The organism is Priestia sp. D3YE.R1 (genome assembly GCF_049199565.1).
Taxonomy (GTDB): domain Bacteria; phylum Bacillota; class Bacilli; order Bacillales; family Bacillaceae_H; genus Priestia; species Priestia aryabhattai.
This window is the reverse complement of the sequence record NZ_JBLTHW010000006.1, coordinates 41,609-64,449: the sequence shown is the minus strand read 5'-3', so window position 1 is coordinate 64,449 and position 22,841 is coordinate 41,609. Positions and strand designations below refer to the sequence as shown.

23 protein-coding genes and 1 riboswitch are annotated in these 22,841 nt (G+C 38.2%); of the genes, 7 read left to right on the top strand and 16 right to left on the bottom strand.

The window, feature by feature from the left end; translation table 11 throughout:
* Window positions 1–90: 90 nt before the first annotated feature.
* The 6 genes from ACOZIR_RS24610 to ACOZIR_RS24585 all read right to left on the bottom strand — a co-directional run bounded on the left by ACOZIR_RS24610 (window position 91) and on the right by ACOZIR_RS24585 (window position 5,489).
* Complete coding sequence (locus ACOZIR_RS24610) at window positions 91–888, bottom strand: sodium:proton antiporter (protein WP_045292015.1); 798 nt, start codon at window positions 886–888, stop codon at window positions 91–93.
* 133 nt (window positions 889–1,021) lie between these two features.
* Window positions 1,022–1,204, bottom strand: a riboswitch (cobalamin riboswitch).
* Between the two features lie 105 nt (window positions 1,205–1,309).
* Window positions 1,310–1,729, bottom strand: coding sequence for an organic hydroperoxide resistance protein (locus ACOZIR_RS24605; protein WP_045292016.1), 420 nt, complete (start codon window positions 1,727–1,729; stop codon window positions 1,310–1,312).
* A 151-nt stretch (window positions 1,730–1,880) separates the two neighbouring features.
* Entirely contained in the window at window positions 1,881–2,474 is a 594-nt protein-coding gene (locus ACOZIR_RS24600) for an undecaprenyl-diphosphatase (RefSeq protein ID WP_045292017.1), read from the bottom strand.
* Between the two features lie 146 nt (window positions 2,475–2,620).
* Window positions 2,621–3,553: an ABC transporter ATP-binding protein gene (locus ACOZIR_RS24595; RefSeq protein ID WP_045292018.1), complete on the bottom strand. Its 933-nt coding sequence runs from the start codon at window positions 3,551–3,553 to the stop codon at window positions 2,621–2,623.
* A 1-nt stretch (window position 3,554) separates the two neighbouring features.
* Window positions 3,555–4,247 carry an ABC transporter permease subunit gene (locus tag ACOZIR_RS24590; protein ID WP_310879071.1) on the bottom strand — a complete coding sequence of 231 codons (693 nt, stop codon included), beginning with the start codon at window positions 4,245–4,247 and terminating at the stop codon, window positions 3,555–3,557.
* Between the two features lie 27 nt (window positions 4,248–4,274).
* Complete coding sequence (locus ACOZIR_RS24585; RefSeq protein ID WP_045292020.1) at window positions 4,275–5,489, bottom strand: DUF418 domain-containing protein; 1,215 nt, start codon at window positions 5,487–5,489, stop codon at window positions 4,275–4,277.
* A 170-nt stretch (window positions 5,490–5,659) separates the two neighbouring features.
* Between ACOZIR_RS24585 and ACOZIR_RS24580 the strand changes: the two genes are divergently transcribed.
* From ACOZIR_RS24580 to ACOZIR_RS24555, 6 genes are all read left to right on the top strand, one after another.
* On the top strand, window positions 5,660–6,385 hold the full coding sequence (locus tag ACOZIR_RS24580; RefSeq protein ID WP_045292021.1) for a response regulator transcription factor: 726 nt from the start codon (window positions 5,660–5,662) through the stop codon (window positions 6,383–6,385).
* 155 nt (window positions 6,386–6,540) lie between these two features.
* Window positions 6,541–8,136, top strand: a complete 1,596-nt coding sequence (locus ACOZIR_RS24575; protein WP_421536005.1) for a sensor histidine kinase — start codon at window positions 6,541–6,543, stop codon at window positions 8,134–8,136.
* Window positions 8,137–8,216: 80 nt separating this feature from the next.
* Window positions 8,217–8,909 carry a response regulator transcription factor gene (locus ACOZIR_RS24570; protein WP_045292023.1) on the top strand — a complete coding sequence of 231 codons (693 nt, stop codon included), beginning with the start codon at window positions 8,217–8,219 and terminating at the stop codon, window positions 8,907–8,909.
* A gap of 3 nt (window positions 8,910–8,912) precedes the next feature.
* On the top strand, window positions 8,913–10,259 hold the full coding sequence (locus tag ACOZIR_RS24565; protein ID WP_045292024.1) for a HAMP domain-containing sensor histidine kinase: 1,347 nt from the start codon (window positions 8,913–8,915) through the stop codon (window positions 10,257–10,259).
* 72 nt (window positions 10,260–10,331) lie between these two features.
* On the top strand, window positions 10,332–10,907 hold the full coding sequence (locus ACOZIR_RS24560) for a PepSY domain-containing protein (protein ID WP_045292025.1): 576 nt from the start codon (window positions 10,332–10,334) through the stop codon (window positions 10,905–10,907).
* A 133-nt stretch (window positions 10,908–11,040) separates the two neighbouring features.
* On the top strand, window positions 11,041–11,580 hold the full coding sequence (locus ACOZIR_RS24555; protein WP_340141630.1) for a PepSY domain-containing protein: 540 nt from the start codon (window positions 11,041–11,043) through the stop codon (window positions 11,578–11,580).
* Between the two features lie 34 nt (window positions 11,581–11,614).
* On the opposite strand, the gene ACOZIR_RS24550 is transcribed toward ACOZIR_RS24555, so the two are convergent.
* The 7 genes from ACOZIR_RS24550 to ACOZIR_RS24520 all read right to left on the bottom strand — a co-directional run bounded on the left by ACOZIR_RS24550 (window position 11,615) and on the right by ACOZIR_RS24520 (window position 18,543).
* Window positions 11,615–12,892 carry a DUF445 domain-containing protein gene (locus ACOZIR_RS24550; RefSeq protein WP_340141631.1) on the bottom strand — a complete coding sequence of 426 codons (1,278 nt, stop codon included), beginning with the start codon at window positions 12,890–12,892 and terminating at the stop codon, window positions 11,615–11,617.
* Window positions 12,893–13,019: 127 nt separating this feature from the next.
* Window positions 13,020–14,375: an amino acid permease gene (locus tag ACOZIR_RS24545; RefSeq protein ID WP_221779188.1), complete on the bottom strand. Its 1,356-nt coding sequence runs from the start codon at window positions 14,373–14,375 to the stop codon at window positions 13,020–13,022.
* A gap of 225 nt (window positions 14,376–14,600) precedes the next feature.
* On the bottom strand, window positions 14,601–15,251 hold the full coding sequence (locus ACOZIR_RS24540; protein ID WP_045292029.1) for an amino acid ABC transporter permease: 651 nt from the start codon (window positions 15,249–15,251) through the stop codon (window positions 14,601–14,603).
* Window positions 15,252–15,265: 14 nt separating this feature from the next.
* Complete coding sequence (locus ACOZIR_RS24535) at window positions 15,266–15,904, bottom strand: amino acid ABC transporter permease (RefSeq protein WP_045292030.1); 639 nt, start codon at window positions 15,902–15,904, stop codon at window positions 15,266–15,268.
* A gap of 74 nt (window positions 15,905–15,978) precedes the next feature.
* Window positions 15,979–16,794: a transporter substrate-binding domain-containing protein gene (locus tag ACOZIR_RS24530; protein ID WP_025752892.1), complete on the bottom strand. Its 816-nt coding sequence runs from the start codon at window positions 16,792–16,794 to the stop codon at window positions 15,979–15,981.
* A gap of 21 nt (window positions 16,795–16,815) precedes the next feature.
* Window positions 16,816–17,544: an amino acid ABC transporter ATP-binding protein gene (locus ACOZIR_RS24525; RefSeq protein WP_028410185.1), complete on the bottom strand. Its 729-nt coding sequence runs from the start codon at window positions 17,542–17,544 to the stop codon at window positions 16,816–16,818.
* Window positions 17,545–18,021: 477 nt separating this feature from the next.
* Window positions 18,022–18,543, bottom strand: a complete 522-nt coding sequence (locus ACOZIR_RS24520; protein ID WP_411306062.1) for a M15 family metallopeptidase — start codon at window positions 18,541–18,543, stop codon at window positions 18,022–18,024.
* Between the two features lie 214 nt (window positions 18,544–18,757).
* Between ACOZIR_RS24520 and ACOZIR_RS24515 the strand changes: the two genes are divergently transcribed.
* A complete protein-coding gene (locus tag ACOZIR_RS24515) occupies window positions 18,758–19,411 on the top strand; it encodes a hypothetical protein (RefSeq protein ID WP_421536004.1) in 654 nt (217 codons plus the stop codon).
* A gap of 41 nt (window positions 19,412–19,452) precedes the next feature.
* Here ACOZIR_RS24515 and ACOZIR_RS24510 read toward each other — a convergent pair whose 3' ends face one another.
* The 3 genes from ACOZIR_RS24510 to ACOZIR_RS24500 all read right to left on the bottom strand — a co-directional run bounded on the left by ACOZIR_RS24510 (window position 19,453) and on the right by ACOZIR_RS24500 (window position 22,639).
* Window positions 19,453–20,673: a multidrug effflux MFS transporter gene (locus ACOZIR_RS24510; protein WP_114897156.1), complete on the bottom strand. Its 1,221-nt coding sequence runs from the start codon at window positions 20,671–20,673 to the stop codon at window positions 19,453–19,455.
* A gap of 67 nt (window positions 20,674–20,740) precedes the next feature.
* The gene (locus ACOZIR_RS24505; RefSeq protein WP_310879044.1) at window positions 20,741–21,562 is read right to left on the bottom strand and encodes a MerR family transcriptional regulator; all 822 of its coding nucleotides are present in this window, start codon (window positions 21,560–21,562) and stop codon (window positions 20,741–20,743) included.
* A gap of 63 nt (window positions 21,563–21,625) precedes the next feature.
* Window positions 21,626–22,639, bottom strand: coding sequence for a nitronate monooxygenase (locus ACOZIR_RS24500; protein WP_421536003.1), 1,014 nt, complete (start codon window positions 22,637–22,639; stop codon window positions 21,626–21,628).
* Between the last annotated feature and the right edge of the window lie 202 nt (window positions 22,640–22,841).

Here is a 22,841-nt window from a genome sequence, read left to right as displayed (position 1 = left end):
CTTATTCATAACCGACGGAAAATAGCCATAAACTTCAACAAATTTATACAAAAAAGCTTCAATCTTCAACAGATTAAAGCTTTCATTTTATTAATTGATATTTATTTTGATATTTTTTCCTTTTGACTTCACACTAACAAAAATAAACATAGACACTAAAAAAATAAATAGAATAACGCCAACCATTTCAAAGTTTACTTCAGCCCATGGGTTAAAGAAAGTGAATGCTAAATAGAATGACACACCATATGCGAGGACAACAATAACCCAGCCCATCAAGCGAGAAGCAGATTGCCCAAACTTACTCGATTCATTCACCATTTTATGTACAATCAGTGAATCGATTGTATCTGTCAGCATCATTCCAAACATAAATACTAGTCCTAATAAAAGCGGCGTATACTTGCCTGCGTTCCCTACAGCTAGAGACCACACGGCCGTTTGACTGACCGTTTCAGCTGCTAAAGCGAACAATGCTCCTACAAGAATAATTAAAAAAGGATTCGTTGTTCCTTTTGCGATTTTCGGGATAAACTTCCCTTTTAACCCGCTCAGCTGAAACTCTTCTTCTTTATTTTTAGTTCGAAGCAAATGATATGTGTTTAATGTCCCGATTAGAAAGAGGGAGATAATGGATACCCAAGATGCAAAATGATCGAAATACGATGGAAATGTAAAATTCTTCATCACCACGCCCAGCACCCCGGCCGTGACGGCCACCATCCCTCCGTGACCTAGTGAAAACAGCGTTCCAACCCACGGGGCAAAACGGCTGCCCATTCGCCAATTATATCGGGTCTGGCCGTCAATAAAAGCTAAGTGGTCTGCATCCAATCCGTGCCTGATTCCTAATAAAAAGACAAGTAAAAAAACTGATAAACCTTCCATTTCCTACACTCCTTTTTTTAAAATAAAACGTAAAAAAGCCTCAATTCTATAGAAATTGAGGATGTGTCGGCATATGAAAATAAACAGCAATTGCTCACTGCGTACCTTGATACACCGCCTCTTTCCTAGAAGAGTCAAGTGTACAGAATAGGTAGGTCTCCTGGCTTGAGATCATCATTTTCTACCGCCTTCCCCGTTTTGAGTGACGATATGATAGAAAACTCCCTGCTTACAGTGGCTGGACCGCTCGAGATTTGCACTCGATTCCCTGTTACCTCTTACTCTATGTAAGAGCACCTAAACTGTGCGAATGATTCATTTTCTTCCTCATTATACTAGTACTCCTTACAAATGAATAGAGAAAATTCAAATAAAAAAGCCCTGCTAAGCTTTACATGCTTAGCAGGGCTTTTTAAAGCAATTAAACTACTTCTACCGTTACGTCTACGTTACCGCTGATTGCTTTTGAATACGGGCAGTATGAGTGAGCTAGGTCTACATACTTTTTCGCTGTTTCTAAATCTAAGCCTTCGATATGAGCTTCAAGCGCTACAGCAATTTTTACTCCTTGATCAGCTTTATCTGGAAGCAGCTGAACCGTAGCTTTTACTTCACTGCTTTTAATTTCTACGTTATGTTTTTTCAGCATAAATTCTAACGCGCTGTTGAAACAAGCGCTGTATCCGGCTGCAAATAGCTGCTCTGGGTTTGTTGCTGTCGTTGTTTCTCCACCAAGCGCTGGCGGTGTTGCCACGTCTAAGTTAAAGATGTTATCTAAAGAGTGAACTTCTCCTGTTCTTCCACCTGTGTTAACAACTGTTGTTTCATATAAAGCTTTCATGTATAAATCTCTCCTCTTTTTTAGTAATTTTATTAGATGTTTTTATTTATCGTTTCTGTAATTTAATTGTACAAAATTTAATTTTAAAAAACAAGTATTAAATACATTAAAAATTTCCCAATAAAAAAAGCCGCGTATTTGCGACTTTTTCTTAATAATATTGAGACTGCCCGTCATAAGCTGATTTTCGAAAAATAGACAGATTAGTAATAGCTCTCATGATTTTCGTATTAAAAATAACATAATGAATAAACAGCGCCAGCACACAGCCTAAAATAGCTCCTGTTAACACATCGAATGGATAGTGAACGCCAACCCATACGCGTGAAAATGCAATGAGTGCACCCATGAAAACCCACATGCGTCCTGAACGTTTGAAATGCAGCCAAATGGTAAAAGTGATAACTAATGCAGATGTAGCATGATCGCTTGGAAATGAAGAATTCGCGGCGTGATCAATGAGCTGATTCACGTGGTGAGAGATAAACGGACGATCTCGATAAGCAAATAAACTAATCACTTTATTGATAATGACTCCTGTGGCACAAGCACATAAAGCTTGAAATGCTACAACACGGCTGCCGTTTTTATTAATAAGTAAAAACAAGCCGAGTAAAACGATAAGTACATACTGGGCATAATCTGCAAAGAATACCATTAGCGAATCTACAAACTTCACATGCGAGGCATACTGATTCACCGCATGGAAAATGGCATAGTCTACTGAATTAATAGCTGATAACATAATCGAAATCCTTTCTTATTTTTAAATGTCATTAGCTATCTTATCAGTTTCTTGCGAAAATGAACATGTTTTTGTCAGAGGCTTCCTAACTGATATTTATAAATAACGTATTCAGGATGAGTAGTAAGCCAACGGACTTTTGCCCATTAACTTACCTGTGAATGATCCACAATGTTTTTTTGCAAAAAGATTTCTTCTAAAGAAGGTTCTTCTACGTGAACTTGATAAATATCGATGCCGCATTGAATCAATTCGCGAATAATCAGAGGGATATTTCTCTCTTTTTGAAGCATCACTTTTGTGTACGTGTGATGGTATTCCACGTCCGGACTCACCGTACGGAAAAACTGTTGAATATATTCTTTATGGCTGCTTGGGTAAGGATCATGTTTAATCATCACCGTTTTTTTCGCTTGGTATTGAAAGCGCAGTTCTTCCATTGTCCCTTCTATTAAAATAACCCCATTTTTCATAATCGCTACGCGTGTACAAATCTTCTCAACTTCATTTAAATTATGAGACGTCATAAAAATCGTCTTGCCTTGATTTTGAAGTTCTCTTATTAATTCATGAATGTGGAGAGCAGATTCAATATCTACTCCAGAAGTTGGTTCATCTAAAAATATAAGATCTGGATCTGTTATAATTGCTTGAGCAATTCCTAACTTCTTTTTCATTCCAAATGAAAACTTTCCAACTTTCTGATGGTCATGTCCTTCTAATCCTACTTTCTTCAGTACATCACTACAGTGTTCTTTAGAAAAACGATGGCCATTTATCTTTAAAAAATAGCGCAAATGATTGAGCGCTGTCATCTCATCGTAAAAGTTAGCATAGTCAGGAAGCACACCTATTTTCTTCTGAAGCTCTAAATCAATATCACTCTGTCCCAGCAGCGTAAATTCTCCTGCTGAAGGAAATGAAACGCCGGTAAGCATATTAATAAATGTAGACTTCCCTGCTCCGTTTCTCCCTAAAAATCCGTAAATTTCTCCTTGTGGTACCTGTAAATTAATACTGTTAACAATTGTTTTAGATCCATACTTTTTAGTTAATTTACTTGTTTCTATAGCATACATATTATACTTCTCTCCTTTTAAAACTCCAAAGTGCCGTACATAAACAAAGTGCTGCAAAAATAAGCAGAACTGTTAGATACCCTTTCTCCAACTTTAAATAGTAGTAGGGTGTCACATACTTAAACCATGCAATGTACGCTTTTGATGAAAATATGCTCCATCCACTCAGTACCGGTAGAACAAACGATAAAATAATTGATAAAAACATAGTATGAGTTGGGTTTGGCATCAAAGCTGAAAGCATTAATACAAATGAAATCATGCACATAGTGAATAGTAGGCACTCTAAAAATATATAAAAAGAAAAATGATGCGAAATAAACGCAATCAATAGAAATGAAAGAGAGATACAAACGAGCCAGAAACAACAAATACCTAAGAATTTCCCTAGTACAATACGCTCTCTTGATGTTTTAGTAACTAAAAACCTTGCCGTCCTTGTTTTAATTTCTTGATTAATAACATTATGAGAAAGACTTGAAATAAACAGAGGTCCGAACCCGAGAAGCATCGCCAAAATTCCCCCGTTGGCTCCATCTCGAATCTGTGCGCTCGTCAGTTGACCTCCAAGTTGACTAACTATATGGGCTATTCCATAGGAAGCACCGCATACGATTATAATAACGATAATTGATTTAATGCTTTTAAATAAGCTTTGAAACTCTTTTATACTAATGGCCCACATTTTTAAAATCTCCTTTTGACATAAGTTTGACTGCTATCATCCAACAAAAGGATGATTTACTTCTGACGGTAAAGTTTTTTTCTCTTTTGGCTTTCCACTCCAAGAAAAATTTGTCCATATGCGCAGCAGCTTTTCCACCGGTCCAGTTTTAAATTTTTGCACGTACATATAACTGCCGATAAGCTGAATTCCGTAAATACCTATGCAGACAAAAACCCCTGCAATCATGCCGAGCTTTCCGAAATAACCTAATCCATAACCATAAAAAATCGTCGTGCATATAACCGTTTGCATTAAATAATTACTAAGCGATATCCTGCCTACGCTTTCAAAAGCCTTCATCAAAAATGACTTCTCGTATTTCGCATATAGCCAAGCAAAGCCTGCAATATAACCAAGAGATAAGAGACTCCCACCTAACATATGTGTAGAACCAGCCCAATTAGCATCTGGCCATACGTACATAGTTCCTTTTAACAGCAAGCTAAGCGGAACCAACACGGCCGCCCAACGGCCATACTGTTTTTGATTAGCTGAAACGTCGTAAAACCACTTTTTCTTCCCCGCATACATACCAAACAAAAACAAAGCACCCATTATAAATGGTGTAAACAAGAAGGCAAAAGCAAATTTATATCCTGCTATATTCATCGGATCAACATTGTTGCGGTGGTCTTTAATTTGTTCATAAGTTCCACTTCCATACACATGAATCGTATCTTTTACGTATGTGGTAAGCGTTTGTTTATCACTAAGAAGATACATGTTATCGTGTAATGAACCGTAACCAGCCGCTCCGGTCAGAATCAGCAAAATTGATGCCCATACCAACAGCGTTTTAGCTTTACGGTTTAAAAAGAAAACTAATAAAAATATCCCCATCATTCCGTAAAACGTAAGAATATCTCCTTCCCATAAAAGTACTCCATGCAGCAGGCCAAACCCTAGAAGCAGAAGAAAGCGGCGAAAGAAATGCCTTTTTACTCCTAACTGCCTTCTTTCTAAGCTTTCTTTCATCTTCACCATTGAATAGCCAAATAAAAAAGTAAAGATTGGCATAAAACTTTCTTCTACCGCGACTTTTAAAAAGACATAGGCTGCTGAATCACTTGGTGATAGCGAGAAGAGATGAATCATATCCTTTCCGTAAATACCATATTGAAAAATCAGCATATTCGCTAGTAAAATACCAAACAAGCTGAATCCTCTCATACTATCAATTACTTTAACTCGCCTAAAATCATTACTCATCCTTTTAACTCCTTTACTATGTGTCTGTATATTTAGTATATGAAATGAAGTTTTCAAGAAAATAAACGGGAGATTATCTTTTCTTTAACATTTTCCAATTTTGTTAATCTTTTCGTAATGTTCTTATGCTAAAATCGAATACGTATGAAATGAAACAGAGGTGATTTATATTGGAAGATGCATCTATATTGCTAGTTGATGATGAAATTGCTATTGTCAAAATGTTGGAGACAGTATTAAAAAAAGAAGGATTCAACCAAATCTATAAAGCTCACACCGCTCAAGAAGCGCTAGATGTTTTACATAATAAAACGATTGATATTATTTTGTTGGACGTCATGCTTCCCGATAAAAGCGGATTTGATATTTGTCCTAAAATTCGTGAGCTCTCAAACGCATATATCCTGTTCATAACAGCCAAAGTATCTGACTTGGATGTGTTAACAGGTTTCGCCATGGGCGGAGACGACTACGTAACCAAGCCATTTAACCCTTTAGAAATTGCGGCACGAATTAAAGCACGACTGCGCAGAAAACAAGCGCTGACCGAAAGAAATCCTGTAAAAATGGAATCACAGCCTTCAAATCGCTATGAGTTTGATCGTTTTATCATAGATGAATCCGCTGGAGAGCTCATTGTAGATGGTCAAACGGTTGCTTGCCCCGCACAAGTATTTTTGCTGCTCCTTCATTTCTGTAAAAATATGAATATTGTTCTTTCTAAATCACAGCTGCTTGAAGCCGTCTGGGGATATAACCAGTTCGTAGACGATAATACGGTAACCGTACATATTCGAAGAATCAGAGAAAGAATCGAAGATAACCCCAGCACCCCAAAACATTTAGTTACGGTACGAGGGCTTGGATATAAATTAGTGACCGGAAAAGCACTATGAAATCAATTAAAAGAAGATTGACCTTTCATTTTTCGTTTCAGTTTATTATGACTTCTATTTGCATTTGCTGTGTTATTTTTTGTTGTTTTATATTTATAGCTGTATATCTTACAAATCAAGATATAAGAAGAGACTTTCCTACAGGTTCCCTAAGCATGTTAACGACTGATACAGTTATTGAAAATGGAAAAGCTACTATACCGAAAGATTTAACGAAAGAAATTAAAAGTGAAAACCTATGGTATCAAGTGGTAAACAAAAAAGGAGATGTAATTGGAGAAGTTAATACTCCTAAAAATATCCCTAAACATTATACAATTAATCAACTTCTCGATATTGAAAAACAGAAAAAATTTCGAGACTATCATATCGTCACAGAACTGGATACGTTTCTTGTACAACCCACATACTACATACTAGGCTATAAAAATGAATTAAAAGACCAGTTATACGATTTATATAAAAATTACAGCCAAGGCGGCCTTCCAATAACTGAAAAAGTACCTCAATTGGAAAAGCAGTTATTAAGTAAGGATGCTTCTCTGCAAGTTATTAACAACCAAGGCAAAGTTATCTCTTCCTTTCGAATGCCCAAAACAAAACAGCAGTATGAGCCTTTAGACATTATTTCCCGAAAAATTGAAAAAGACAAATATGAATCTACAGCTACAATTTTTCATAATTCAAAGAAAAATTATTCATGGATTTTTCATACCCCTAACAAACATCAAACTATTTCTGACTACTCAATTATTAGAAAACTAGTAATTGGCGCAGTTGTTGTTACTGCTTCAGTTCTTTTAGCAACTATATCTATTTCAATCTGGAACGCTTTTCGCTACGGCGGGCCCTTACTTCTCTTCACCAGCTGGCTCGGACGTATGGGAAGCGGAAACTATTCAGAAGTGCTAACAGAAAAAGAGCGGAAGCGCGTCTTTCGGAAGAATGGAAAAGTACGTTTTCAATATCGCCTCTATTCAGAAGTAATTACAGCCTTTTATGAGATGGCAGAGCAGCTTAGCTTGGCTGAAAAAGAACGAAAGCAGCTAGAGACCACTCGTGAAGAATGGATGACGGGAATATCTCATGATTTGCGGACACCTATTTCAACAATTCAAGGATATGGGCATATGCTGGAAAGCGGCCATTACAATTGGGACGAAGAAGAGCTAAAAGAAATTGGCCAAACGCTGCGTGACAAAAGTGAGTATATGGTGGGGCTTGTAGAAGATTTTTCACTGGCCTTTAAGCTTAAAAATAATGTCGTTGTCTTAGAAACAAAAAAAGTGGACGTTCATCAATTACTTCAGCATATTGTTTTAAAATTCGTTAACGATCGAACCATTAAAAATGTTCAATTCTCTTATGTGCCTGTTCATCTTCAACCTTTTATTCAAGCTGACACGCGCTGGTTTGAGCGAATGGTTGATAATTTAATTTTTAATGCTATTAAGCATAACCCTGATAACACCACTATTACAATTTCGACGGCCATAAAAAATGACCACATCTTAATTATGATTCAAGACGATGGAATTGGAATGGATGAAGAAACGCAGAAAAATTTATTTGACCGCTATTACCGCGGCACAAATACAACCGAAAAAACAGAAGGTGCTGGACTTGGCATGAGCATCGCAAAGGCCATTTGCGAACTTCATAAAGGGCATATCGAAGTGAAATCTACTCTTCACCAAGGAACTGCCATTACCCTGCATATTCCTCTTTCAACCAATCAGCAGCCGGACTAAACTCCAGCTGCTTTTATACACCTCAATCATCCCCGTGCTATAATGTACGCAACTATACATAGACACAAGGGGGAATTTTTTTGAGTAAAGGCAGAATTTTAATTGTAGAAGATGAGCGCAAAATTGCTCGTTTGATTCAGCTCGAGCTTGAACACGAAGGGTACGAAACGGGCATGGCTTATACAGGGACGGAAGGGTTAGCAGAGTTTCAAGAACACGATTGGGATTTGCTGCTTTTAGATGTGATGCTTCCTGAACTGAGCGGTCTCGAAGTACTTCGTCGTATTCGAACAAATGATGATCAAACGCCCGTTATTTTATTAACGGCTCGGGACGCCCTTCCTGATAAGGTAAGCGGACTAGATTTAGGAGCGAACGACTACATTACAAAGCCTTTTCAAATTGAAGAGCTTTTTGCACGCATTCGCGTATGGCTTCGCCATCCTGCATCAACATCGCCTGCTGAACAAGAAACGGCCGCTCTCCAACTAGGCAATTTAGTGGTTAACGAAAAAACGCGAGAAGTCACGCGTGAAAATAAAGCCATTGAGCTGACTCCGAAAGAGTATGATTTGCTTGTCTATATGCTTCAAAACAACAATCAAGTGCTAAGCTTTGAACAGCTTCTTACAAACGTATGGGGATTCGATTACTACGGAGACACGAATATTGTATACGTATACATTCGATATTTGCGCAAAAAAATTGATGCTCCATTTTCAATACCCTACATTCAAACAGTGCGCGGCGTTGGCTATATGCTTAAGGAGTAGCTCATGAAACTGCAAACAAAGATTATCCTTACATCAACTGCGCTGCTTTTTATTCTGCTAGTAATTGCAAACAGTTCGGTTTACTTTATTTTCAAGAAAACCATGGAAGACAATGCAATTGAACGTTTGCAAGCAGAAACAAGCAACGTAACAAATGGTCTCAAACAAACAAGTTCGACAGTTAAACAATCCAATTTGCTTCGTGCTTATTTGCCTCCTAACGGAATGATTCGTATTTTACCTAAGTCGGGCAGCCCTTTAGTTGTATCCGTTACTGATCAAACGAAAAAGCTTCAGGCCCTGCCTTATTCCTATTATTCAAATGAACAAACAACAATCAAAGAAGACGACGGCCATCTATACGCGATTTCACATACTCCCGTCATTTGGACGAACGGTGAAGTCGTTTCTTTGGAAGTCACGGAACAACTCGAAGACGTGGAACAATCTTTACAGACGTTAAAATTTATCTTGCTTATTGCCTCTCTTGTTATATTGATTCCAACTATATTTGCGGGACGGCTTTTAAGTAAAATTATTTTGCTGCCTATCAAATCTCTTATTCATACTATGGAAGAGATTCAAGTGTCTCGCACGTTCAAAAAAATTGACCTTTCTTCTTCTTCTAAAGACGAGTTAGATCAAATGGCCAATACCTTCAATAATATGATGGATTTATTAGAGGAAAACTATAAAAAGCAAGAGCAGTTTGTATCGGATGCTTCTCATGAATTAAAAACACCCCTTACCGTGGTAGAAAGCTATGCCAATATGCTAAAACGCTGGGGAATGAAGCGGCCAGACATTTTAGAAGAAGCCATCGAAGCCATTCACTCGGAGTCTTTGCGGATGAAACAGCTTACGTCTCAAATGTTGGTACTCGCGAAAGATGAATCTCAGTGGGAGCTTCACATGGAACACGTAGATGCGGCCGCCATATGTACACAAACAATCAAGCATCTAGAACAAGCCTTTGAACGAACCATTTATTTAAGCGTAAAAACTGATCATCCAATTGTAACAGCCGATGAAAAACGGTTAAAGCAGCTGCTATACATCCTGTTAGATAATGCCATTAAATATAGTGAAAAAGCGGTAGAAGTAACTATAGCAAGAAACGAAAGCTTTATGATTACGGTCACAGATCAAGGAATTGGTATTCCAAAAGAAGACTTATCAAACGTGTACGAACGCTTTTTTCGCGTAGATAAAGCAAGAAATCGAGAAACTGGTGGTTCAGGACTCGGATTATCCATTGCTCGAAAGATTGTAGAAGCCCATAGCGGACGTATTGAGATTAGCAGCGATGAAGGAAAAGGGACATCCGTAACGGTTTGCTTTCCTCTTTAATTTCTCACCGTTTCTTAGAGATTTTTAAGAATTGCCTGCTATACTACTTTTTAAGATACTGGAGGTGAATGTATGAAGAAAACGGTGCTTTTTATACTTATCTTTCTTGCCGTTGGCTCAGCTTGCTTTTACGGAATCGCAAAAGCAATGAATCGATCTGATACTATTTTATCCGAATCTGACGTCAGCAGTATGATTCAGCAGAAATACGGCGGCACGATTGAAAATGCAAGCTTTTCTCAAAAAGATGATGAACCGATTTATCGAATCACTTTGCTTAAAGATGATATTCCATACCACATCACAGTAAATGGAGAAAATGGAGAAGTCCAGTCATTAATCAAACAAAAAGTAGAGAAACAAACGTCTACTCAAACTAAAAATGATACAGAAGAAGAACAAAAAAAGAGCGAGCAGCCACCAGTTTCTCCTACATCCGACGAGCCTCTCATTTCAATGGAACAAGCAAGAGATATTGCTTTACAAAAAGTAAAAGGAACGTTTTCCTCAGTTGAAATAGAAGAGGAAGAAGATCAGACCTTCTACGAAGTCGAAATTGATCAGTCCAAAACAAGAGAAGCTAAAGTGATGATAAATGCTTACTCTGGGCATGTAGATTCCATCACCTATGAAAATGACGACGATTAAAAGTACAGCGGAAAGCTGTGCTTTTTTTATACACCTTTATTTATTTCTAAGAAAATTTTAAACTTCTTCTTCTTTTCCTTTAAAGTTCATTGGCTAAGATAGTCTTAACAACAAACTAAGGAGGCCGTAACATATGAAAGTTATTACAACCGTTTTAGCCAGTGCAGTATTAGTCGGTGGATTAGGTGCAAGTGCATATGCCATGACGGATCAGCCAAAAAGCAATGACAAGAAGCAAACCACAACGATTGAAGAAGCAAAGGCAAAAGACATTGCTCTTCAAAAAACAGACGGCGGTGACATTACAAATATCCAATTAGCCGTAGATGACGGCGTTAAACAATATGAAGTAGACATCACAAAAGGTAATAAAGAATACGATGTAGGTATTGACAGCAGCAGCGGTAAAATCATTGAATTTGATGAAGATCAAAAAGACGATGAAGATGAGAAAGAAGAGAATCTCCAAAACGCTTCCCCTGCTATTTCATTAGATCAAGCAATCAAAACAGCTTTAAAGAGTGCTAAAGGAACCGTCAATGAAACGGATTTAGACCAAGAAAACGACCGTTTAGTATATGAAATTGAAATTGACACAGCCGATAAACGTGAGGCAACTGTTTCAGTAGATGCCAAAAACGGTGAGGTAATCAGTGTAGAAATAGATGATTAATAGAAAAAGCACGCTCCAAAAGGAGCGTGCTTTTTTATACCGCTAATTTAATAACCGTTAACACAATACCAATCAAGAATCCACATAGAGCGCCGTTCACTCGAATCCACTGCAAATCCTTTCCGACATTGTTTTCCATCATATCAACAAGCGTTTCATCATCTAACTTGTCTAAGTTTTCTTGAACAAGCTGTCCAATTTTCGAATGATTATCTTCTACAAAGCTCATGATTTGCTTTTGAATGGCCGTATCAATTGCTTCTTGACGCTGTGCATCCGCTTCAAGAGCATTCAGCCAGCTCTCCACGTAAGGAACGGCGTAGCTTTTCATAAATTCAGGGCTTTCAATGAATGCCGTCACTTTCGCTTTCATTTTATCGACGATTTCTGTTAATTTATTCGTTACATTTAATTCATTAATCGTTTTTTGTTTCCATGCTTCTAATTTTTCAAGAAGTTCTTCATTCTGCTCCAAGCCTTTCAGCTCTTTTCTAATTCCATTTACCAAAGCAAGGCGGTATTCATCATCTTCGTTACGAAGACGACCTGTAATAGAAAGCAGTAGATTTTGCAAAATAGACCCTAGCTTCTCTTCGTTAATCATACTTTGAAATGATTTTAGAGCAAATTGTAAAATACCGTCAAGCTCAATATTATCCAGCGCTTTTTTAGCAATACTTCCGAGCTGATACTGCGTTTCTTCTTTTTGAATCCAGCTCTCTCCTTTATTCAAAAGAACATCAAGCGCTTTTTCATCATACTGATTTTTCACCACTTCTCCGACAATCGAATGCACGATAGGTTTTAACTCTATTGCTGAAAGCGATGATTTAAGCTCTTTTTCAATAATAGGAACTACTTTGTCTGTATCCACACGATTAATCGCATCAACAAGCAGTGCTGTTCCTTTTTGTTGAATCGTTTCCGAATGAACGCCTTTTCGAACAATCGGAAGCAAACGTTTTGTAAACGCAATTCTTTTTACTTTTTCTTGAATGCTTTCCTTTGACAGCCAGTCGTTTTCAAGCGTTGAGACTAACCCTCTTGTAATACGCTGTCTGTTTTTAGGAAGCAGCGCAGTGTGCGGAATAGGAATGCCTAAAGGGTGACGAAAAAGAGCCGTAACGGCAAACCAATCCGCTAAGCCGCCGACTAATCCAGCTTCGAATCCACCTTGAAGCAACCGACCCCAAATTGAATCACCAAAAGGCATTGTGGCAACGAAGCCCACTCCCATAATCGCCAAAGAAATCGTGGCTAAGTGCTTTGATTTCTTCTTTGAGTTTGTTTTTAATACATTATTTGATTCCATTGTAGTCCTCATCCTTTATTTATTTAACTAAACATTTCATCTAGAAATATGTAACGTGATGCAGAAATTTCCGCAAAAAAAGAAAGACAAGTTTTTACCCTCGTCTTTCTAGTATATTGCCTTTTTGCTATACTTCAAACTTTTTTTCTTTTCGGCTTTTATTAATAAATGAAAAAATAAGGAGTACGACTAAGATAACCGCACATACGCTTGATCCAATCACATTGTTTTTGTTAAACATGAACGATACAAAAATAACAAGCAGTGCCGCTGTTGCAAAAAGCGTTGTATAAGGGAACCACTTTAATGCGAAAAACGGCTTTTCTTTATACCCTTTACGCAGCTTTAATTGAGCTAAACAAATGCTTACCCAAATAAGAATAATCGTGAAGCCAGGAATAGTCATTAAATAACTAATTACATTATCCGGCGTTTTATAGGCTAAAAACACACCTATTAAAATACAAGCAGCTGTAATCATCAACCCATTAATCGGAATACCGTTTTTCGAAACTTTCAAGAAGCGCTTTGACGCTTCTCCGCTTTGAGCCATAGCATAGAGCGTACGAGACGTTGCATACATGCCTGAATTCGCTGCTGATAAAACGGCCGTCAATAAAACAAAGTTCATAATATGAGCCGCACCCGGAAGTCCGGTGATACTAAACACTTGCACAAACGGACTCTCTTGCCCTGATACAGAATTCCAAGGCATAAGGCCGCAAATAATTAAAATAGGCAAAATATAAAAACCAATTACTCGCCATACTGTGCCTTTGATTACTTTCGGTAACACATTTTTTACATCTTTTGTTTCGGTTACGGCCACACCAATTAGTTCAGCTCCGCCGTAAGAGAACATTACAATTAAAAAGGCACTTAGCACACCGCTCATGCCGTGAGGGAAAAAGCCTCCATGAGCCGTATAATTTGCCCAAGGGTTTTGCACTTCACTCGGAATCACACCGAATAAAATAAAAGCTCCCAAGATGATAAAAGCGGTAAGAGCAATTACTTTAATACCCGCAAACCAAAACTCAATTTCTCCGTAATACTTCACTTGAAATAAATTCATCCCTACAATCAGCACTGCACAGAGAAAGCTTAAGAGCCAAAGAGGTACAGAAGGGAACCAAAACTTCAAAAAGCTTCCTCCCGCAAGCAGTTCAACAACTGTCACGACAATCCAGTTCACCCAGTACAGCCATCCTACAATAAAAGAAGTTTGCGTACCAAATGCCTTATGCACTAAATTTTGTACGTTCATATTCGGATAGACAATTGCCATCTCCGCTAGTGCTGTCATTACAATAAATAAAATAAGACCGCCAAATAAATACGCTAGTACAACACTTGGTCCTGCAATACCGAGCGTATCAGCACTACCTTTAAAAATTCCTGTCCCAATCATACCGGCAAGTGCAATGAGCTGCACATGACGAGGCAACAGACCTTTTTTTAAATTTTGATCTTGTTTTTCCATGATGCCCGTCCCTTCTGGTTATTTTACGTGTTAGTTTAACCAAATCACTTCTTGCTCAAAAACCCCTACCGGATGTTCAGTAGGGGTTTTACCAACACTGTTTTTTTCTTCTATATAATGAATGAAAATGATTCCGTTTAACCACTGTTACTTTAGTCATTTTATGCGTTGAATCGATACATTGTCAATGTTATTTATTTTCCAAAAATAAAGTCAAAAGAGCCTCTATACTCTTTTGACTTCTAATTTTCGTGCAATGATTGATAAAGCATAATTCACAATAAAATACATCATGGCGATGATCAAAAACATCGGCACCACGTAACTTTGTTTCTGTCCGTAAATAATTTGAGCGTTGTGGAGCAAATCAGGAAGTGCGATGACCACTGCAAGCGATGTATCTTTTAATAATGAAATGAATTGACTAACTAAAGGAGGTACCATTCGTCGCAAAGCTTGTGGCAGCACAACGAAACGAAGCGTTTGATAATAGTTTAAACCGGATGAACGAGCTGCTTCAATTTGTCCTTTTTCAATTGATTTTAATCCGCTTCGGATAATCTCTGAAATCATAGCAGATTCAAATACAGTGAGGGCCACAATCGCTGCTGACGTAATTTCCATATCAATTCCGATCTCAGGTAAAGCAAAGTATGTAAAAAAGATGATTAAAAGCAGCGGCAAATTCCGGATAATTTCTACGATAAAAGCAAGCGCATGAGACAAAACGGGAATACGAGCATACCTTAAAATACCTACTATACTGCCAATAAGAAAACTTAATACAATTGAAATAAATGCTACTTTTAAAGTGACCCAAAACCCTTCCATTAAGAAGGAAAGGTGATCAGGAGAATAAGCACCCATAAAATCCATCACTTTCACTCCTTTCAGCTTATTTTACCAAGACGTTTCTCAAGATAACCAACTCCTAAACTCAACGGAATGGTTAAAACCAAATAGAACAGAGCCGCAAAAATATACACATCAAACACTACGTAAGTTCGAGAGGAAACGAGATCTGCCTGATACATTAAATCAAAGCCAGCAACAATCCCTAACACGGATGAGTTTTTTACTAAATTAATAAATTGATTCCCAAGAGGAGGAATGACGATTTTAATCGCTTGAGGTAATATAATGAACCGCATCGCCTGACCGTACGTAAGGCCAGATGAACGAGCCGCTTCAAGCTGCCCTTTCGGAACAGCCATAATTCCTGCTCGTATGGCTTCGGCTATAAAAGCTGCCGTATAAATAGTTAGTCCCAGCACTCCAGCTGCTGTACCGCTGATTCCTGCCACAATAAAAATAAAAAAGACGATAACCACGAGTGGAATATTTCGAATGAACTCTACATAGACCGTACCAATTACATTTACTATTTTGAGAGGGGCTATTCGCATTACCGCAATGATCGTACCAAGTACAAAACTGGCCACTAAAGCGATCAGACTGGCGATAATGGTGTACTTAAAACCTTCTAAATAAAGATCCATATTGTTCGTCAGAATTGAAAAATCCAACAATTTTCTTCCTCCTTTCAACTAAACAAGCAGGATGAGCATAATGCTGCTCATCCTGAGAAAAGAAAACTGTACGCTTATTGTTTGATCCACTTGTCGTGAATTTCATCATATTTTCCAGAGTCTTTCATCTTTTTAAGCGCATCGTTTAATGCATCTACAAGCTCTTTGTTTCCTTTTTTCACAGCAATGCCATAAGGCTCTTCTGTGAACGGCTTTCCTACTAACTCATAAGAAGGATCTTCATCAGCCATTCCATAAAGAATAGCATCATCAGTTGTTAAAGCATCTCCTTGTTTAGATTTTAAAGCGGTAAATGCTTCTGCATAGTTTTCAAACTCTAATACCGTTGTCTCTGGTGCTTTTTCGCGAATATTAATAGCTGAAGTTGATCCTTTAACAGCCAACACTTTAGTACCTTTCTTCAAATCATCGATGCTTTTAATTTTACTGCCTTTTTTCACAAGCAGAGACTGTCCGGCTTGGAAATATACATCCGTAAAATCTACTTCTTTTTTACGTTCGTCTGTAATAGTCATTGTCGCAACAACAGCGTCAATATCTCCTTTTTGAAGAAGAGGAACCCTTGTTTTGGACGTAACTTCTTTAAATTCTACCTTGTTTTCATCTCCTAAAATCTCTTTAGCCAGCTGCTTAGAAATATCAACATCAAAACCTTCTACTTCACCCGTCTTTGGATTCTTCAAGCCAAATAAACGCGTATCATTTTTAACTCCAATGACAATTTTTCCTCTGTCTTTGATTTCAGTGAGCGCATCTTTTTTAGCTGATGATCCACTCGTTTCTTCACTTTTCCCTCCACAAGCCGCTAACATCATAGCCGCTGCTAATGAAAGCACAGCTGCCTTTAAAAACGTTTTTGATTTCTTCATATTACTCCCCCTATTAAACAATTAATGATTTAAAATACGGCTAAGAAATAAACGTGCCCTTTCTTCTTGCGGGTTTTCATAAAACTCAGCCGGAGTTGCCTCTTCTAAGATTTTTCCTTGATCCATAAATACAATCCGGTCTGCTACTTCTTTCGCAAACCCCATTTCATGAGTTACAACTACCATCGTCATTCCTTCTTTAGCCAATGTTTTCATGACATCCAGCACTTCTCCAATCATTTCTGGATCAAGGGCAGAGGTAGGCTCATCAAAAAGCATAATCTCTGGTTTCATCGCAAGTCCCCTCGCAATCGCTACACGCTGCTGCTGACCGCCTGAAAGCTGGGATGGGTAGGCGTTGGCTTTTTCACCGATTCCTACTTTATCTAAATAGTATAGAGCTGTTTTCTTAGCTTCTTCTGACGACTGTCCCAGTACTTTCATAGGTGCTAAAGTAATATTTTCTAAAACCGTTTTGTGCGGATATAAATAAAAATGCTGAAACACCATACCTATATTGCGGCGCAGTTTATTAATATTTGTTTTTTTATCCGCAACCAATATATTATTTACCGTCAATTGTCCGTTAGATATTGTTTCTAAATAATTTATACATCGCAGCATCGTGCTTTTACCCGAACCCGACGGCCCAATTACGACGACAACTTCCCCTTTTTTAATCGTTAAATTGATATCTTTTAATACGTGAAAATCACCGTAATACTTGTTCACTCCGTCAAAAACAATCATTTTCCTCCTCCTAATCTGCGAACAACAATAAATATTTAAATTTTTAAAATATTTAAAATATGTTAAAAATTATATTCTTACCCTTAAAGCAAAGTCAACAGTTGACAAATTATCTCTTTTTTGTAATCAAAATGAACTATCTTCAAATAAAATATGCTAGAAAAATAAAAGGTTTTGTTGGCATTTGCCGATATGTAAGCATACGTTCGCTAGGCTGAAGGTACTTGTATAAGCTTAATCAATAGATTATATTAGTTAACGCATATCTTTATACGAATTGTCTTTCATTTTTATGGGGCAGTTCTCTCTAATCACCCCTCTTTCTAATTATTTACCTATAATTTTATTATATTGATATACCTAATTCCCTTAACGGTAAATTAATAAAAAAAGTAAATACAAGCTTCTATTCTTGTTAGAGGTTCTGACATAAATATAGTGAAATTATATTACCCCTCTAAAAAAACACACGCTTTATTAGCGTGTGTGGTCTTTTATATTTTCCGGACTCATTTGAAAATGCGGATAGTCTTTAAAACCTTGCCAATCTCCTCCCCATTCAAACTCTAAACCTTTTGCGATATCTACAACTTCCATCCAATCAGATTGATTGTTATGATTACCGTCATATTCCATGTCCCAAACAACTCGTCCATCTTTCAACCGAATAGCAAAATCAATAGCTAATCCATAGTTATGATAAGACTGCCCGCCCTTTGAATAAGTCACAATATTACCTTCTTCCGTTCTGCCTTTTGCATAAAGCTTATCTTGTTCTTCTTTTGAACGGAAACCTTCCGTAATTACAATCGAGATTCCTTGGTCGTTTGCTTGTTGAACAAGTTTATTTTTCTTTTCTTCTACGACAGGATGTAACTCAGTTGCTCCTGAAAAATCTTTTAACGTTGGACCCGGCTTCAACTCATCGCGAAACAAAAATAACAGGCTTACCGCTATCGCAACTATCAAAGCTATTGCCAATTTTTTACGAACGTTCATCTATATAAAATCTCCATTCTTTTTTGCTGTTACTTAAATAAAATCATATCGAATTTCATTTTGTTATCCAATAAAAGAGCCGTAGTGTTCAACAAACGTCTATATTTTTTCGTTTTTTATCTATTTTCACCATTTTTTCACTATTGGTGGTTACATTAACAATTGTGGACAGCTCTGTACCACACCCCTATAACTTTTAAGGAGTGACAACAGCATGAAAAAGAAACTATTCGGTTATATCATGGCAAGCGGTTTAACACTAGGAGTTATGGCCGCTGCAAACTCCACGGCATTTGCAGCAAGCAAAAATGAAACAAGCTCTTCAACAGTTGTAGAGCGAACAAATGGCATTACAACAAATACGGATGATGCAACACAACAAAAAGTTGATGATATTATGAAAAAAGCACAGGAAAATTTACAGAAACTCGGCGTAAGCTTACCTCAGCACAGAGAAGGCCCCTTCAGCAATTTAGATGCGGCTACAAAGGAAAAAGCCAAAGCTATCATGGATCAGCTTCGCGACGGCACCCTGACTAAGGAACAAGCTGAAACCAAATTAAAAGAACTTGGCGTTAATTTTCCTGAACATAAAGGCGGCCCTTTTAGCAATCTCGATGCAGCCACTAAGAAAAAAGCCAAAGCTATTATGGATCAGCTTCGCGACGGCACCCTGACTAAGGAACAAGCTGAAGCCAAATTAAAAGAACTTGGTGTTCAACTTCCTGCTAAAAAGAAAGATTTTCTCAATGGTTTAGATGCTGAAACAAAAGCTAAAGCCGAGACTATTTTAGAAAATGCAAAAAAAGAAATTCAAAAACTCGGTGTCACAATGCCGTTTGAAAAGAACGAGCACAAAGCTCAATAACTAAAAAAAGCTACTTGGCTGTTGAGAGCCAAGTAGCTTTTTTATGATGCAGTTTTCCGTCTGACTAACGTCATGTACACACCTAATGCTAATAAATCACAGACCATAATCACAATGCCCATCGGCAGAGCATTCTGCCCTCCTCCAAGTCCAACAAGAGGGGCTACGGCTGCTCCGAGCAAGAACGGCAGCAATCCTAGAAGCGCTGAAGCACTCCCTGCATTAGAAGCTTGATTTTGCATAGCAAGTGAAAAAACGGTTGTATTCACAATTCCTACGCTTGATACAACAAAGAAAAGCAAGATGCAGACCAAAATAACGGACGTGTGAGTAGCAATCACAGCCACTAAAAGCACGCTTCCAACGGCTGCTTGAAGCAATCCATACACAAGAAGAGTAGCTTCCTTTACTTTACCCGCTAAACGTCCTGTCACTTGAGTAGCTATAATGAGACCAAAACCGTTAATAGCAAAAACAAAGCTGAACATCTGCGGAGACAGTCCATAAATGTCTTGAAGAACAAACGTAGAACCTGAGATATAAGCAAACATAGCGCTCATAATAAAACCTTGCGCCAGCGCATATCCCACGAAGACACCATCTTTTAGCAATACGCCAAATGTACGCAGTACTTCTGTTAATCCACCTTCTTTACGGCGTTCAGCCGGCAGCGTTTCTTTCAAGCCAAATAAAACGGCAAAAAACATTAGTGCACCAATTACAGCTAACACGCCAAATACTCCGCGCCACGACATGACCGTCAGCAGCTGACCACCGGCAACCGGAGCCAAAATAGGAGCTAAACCATTTACGAGCATAAGCATGGAGAAAAACTTTGTTAAATCCGAACCTGAAAACAAGTCTCGCACACTTGCTCTTGAAATAACCATTCCTGCTGCTCCCGCCATGCCTTGAATAAATCGTAAAACGATAAAAATCCAAATAGAAGGCGCAAACACGCATAAAACAGAGGCAACCGCATAGGTGATTAATGCTGCTACAAGCGGCTTTTTCCTTCCGCGGATATCACTGAATGGCCCCATTACCACTTGCCCAAATGCCAAGCCCAATAAGCAAGCCGTTAGACTGACCTGTGCTAAAGAAGCTGAAGTATGCAATTCTTTCGCAAGCGTCGGCAGCGCTGGCAAATACATATCGATTGATAACGGCCCAAATGCGCTTAGTGAGCCCAAGATTAAAATAAATAAAATTCGATTTCCTCGGCTTAAAGACATTCCTTGGGAAATACTTTGCTGATTCATCTATTGTTGTCTCTCCCTTCAGCGGTTTTACAATAGTCTCATCTTAAACCCTCCAGCTACTGGATAGTCAAGACGTAATTCGAATTTGAATTTCCGTCAGCCGCTCTTCTTCATGATGAGAAATAAATGAATCTACAATCCGCCGAATTAAGAAAGGACCTTCTGCTTTGTATCCTTCCGCATGGATAAAGCTTAGTAACGTATCGTAATAGACTCCTGTGGTATCTCTCTTTTCTCTCATATAAATAGATGCGTAATCACCTTCAGGTATTAACGTAACGAGCTCATGCTTAAAAGAAATATCGCTTTCGACTAATAAAAAAATGCCATCGTAATCTGTAAATTGGTGTTTTTGGGTGTTTTCCACCGACAGCATAAATCCTACTTTTCCAATCATAATCGGAGTAATATGGCTGATTTTCTTTTTTAAATCACGGAGAACACTTTCAGTCCCATCTAACGTACCTACCTCCGCTTTTACTTGCACAACTTCACGAGAAGGAAGGTGTTTGATGAACGGGACTCCTATTTGGTTAATATGTCTCGTCTTTTCTAATTCCCTCATTCGAGTTGTTAACTGCGCATTCACTCTTTGAAGGTGACGAATTTTTTCTTTTGTTACCTTCTGATATTCCGCTAAGGTTTCAATAAATTCATCCAAGCTGCTGTGCTCCATCTTTCTTTTAATTTCTTTTAACGGAACTCCCATAAGCTTTAAATAGACAATAATATCTAATTTCTTAAATTGTTCTAACGTATAATAACGATATCCGGTTTGCGGATCAACTTCATGAGGCTCAAATAGACCAATTTCATCATAATAACGAAGTGTTTTAATCGGAATATCGTGCAGTCTGGCCATTTGCCCAATTGTAAATTTGTTTTGCACTATGAGTTCACCTTCTTTATGTAAAGCTGCTTGTACTTAAAACAAGCAACTCCGTAATTCTCATCATTTATTTAATTCTTGTACAAGCTCTTCCACAATAAGATGTGCCGGCAGTTCTTTTGCCATCCCAAACCCGGTTCCTGCCCACAAAGAAGTGTACTCTGGATTATTCATTCTTGTAGCTTTTGTTCGAATAGGCTTTGTCATGTAATGAATATGAGGGTAAGCGGATGGTGCCGATTTATCATAGGAAATAAAAAAAGAATTCACAAATCCTCTAGCACGCTTCCCTGTAAAAGCGCATGTGATACCTGTTTCATTAAAACTCTTTTGAAGAATGCTTTCTTTATGAAGAGCACTCGCTCCGCTTTCTGGACAACAAATAAAAGCCGTACCTAACTGTGCAGCAGAAGCTCCTTCTTGTAGCACGCGCTTGATGTCAGACCCCGTCATCAACCCTCCCGCAGCAATCAATGGCTTTTTAGTGATTGAGCGAACTTCTTTTAGCAAATTCATAAGCGGATAGTCCATCGAACTCTCTAAAAAAGTAGACCGATGGCCACCGGCTTCAATGCCTTGCAAACATAGCGCATCCGCTCCTGCTCTCAAAGCCACTTCGGCTTCTTGAGGTGTTGTAATCGTAACGAAAACACGGCTTCCAATTCCTTTTAAACTTGCTACAACCTCTCGATCCGGGCACCCAAATGTAAAGCTCACAGCAGGTACTCGATGTTTTTGAATGATGTCGAGCTTGGCGCTCCATTCATCATCATCATTCTTTGGTATACCAACTTGACACTCCAAATATTCAGCTACTTTTGACAGTTCTTTTTGATAACAATCAAGTGTATCAACTGCTACTTTTTCATTTGTCGGAACAAACAGATTCACTCCAAAAGGTTTTTTCGTAAGTGAGTGCATCTCTATAATTTCCTGCTCCAATTCACACGCATTTTTATATCCCGCAGCTAAAAACCCTAGCCCTCCGCTATTAGATACCGCTGCAGCTAGTTTAGGCGTCGAAACTCCTCCTGCCATGGGAGCCTGTACAATTGGATACTCACATATATTTTCCACACTTATCACCTCAGCCTTTCATGCTTTCTCTCTTCATTCTACTATAATCCCAGAAAAAAAAGCCCTCCAAAAGGGCTTTTCTTCCATATATAGATAGATTATAAAGGATGCTAAGAAACACACACTACCTGACTATTCCCTCAAAGGTTCACCTAAGCGGATGGCACTAAACCCGCAAGGGAAGTGACAGGCGCTTAGGTCT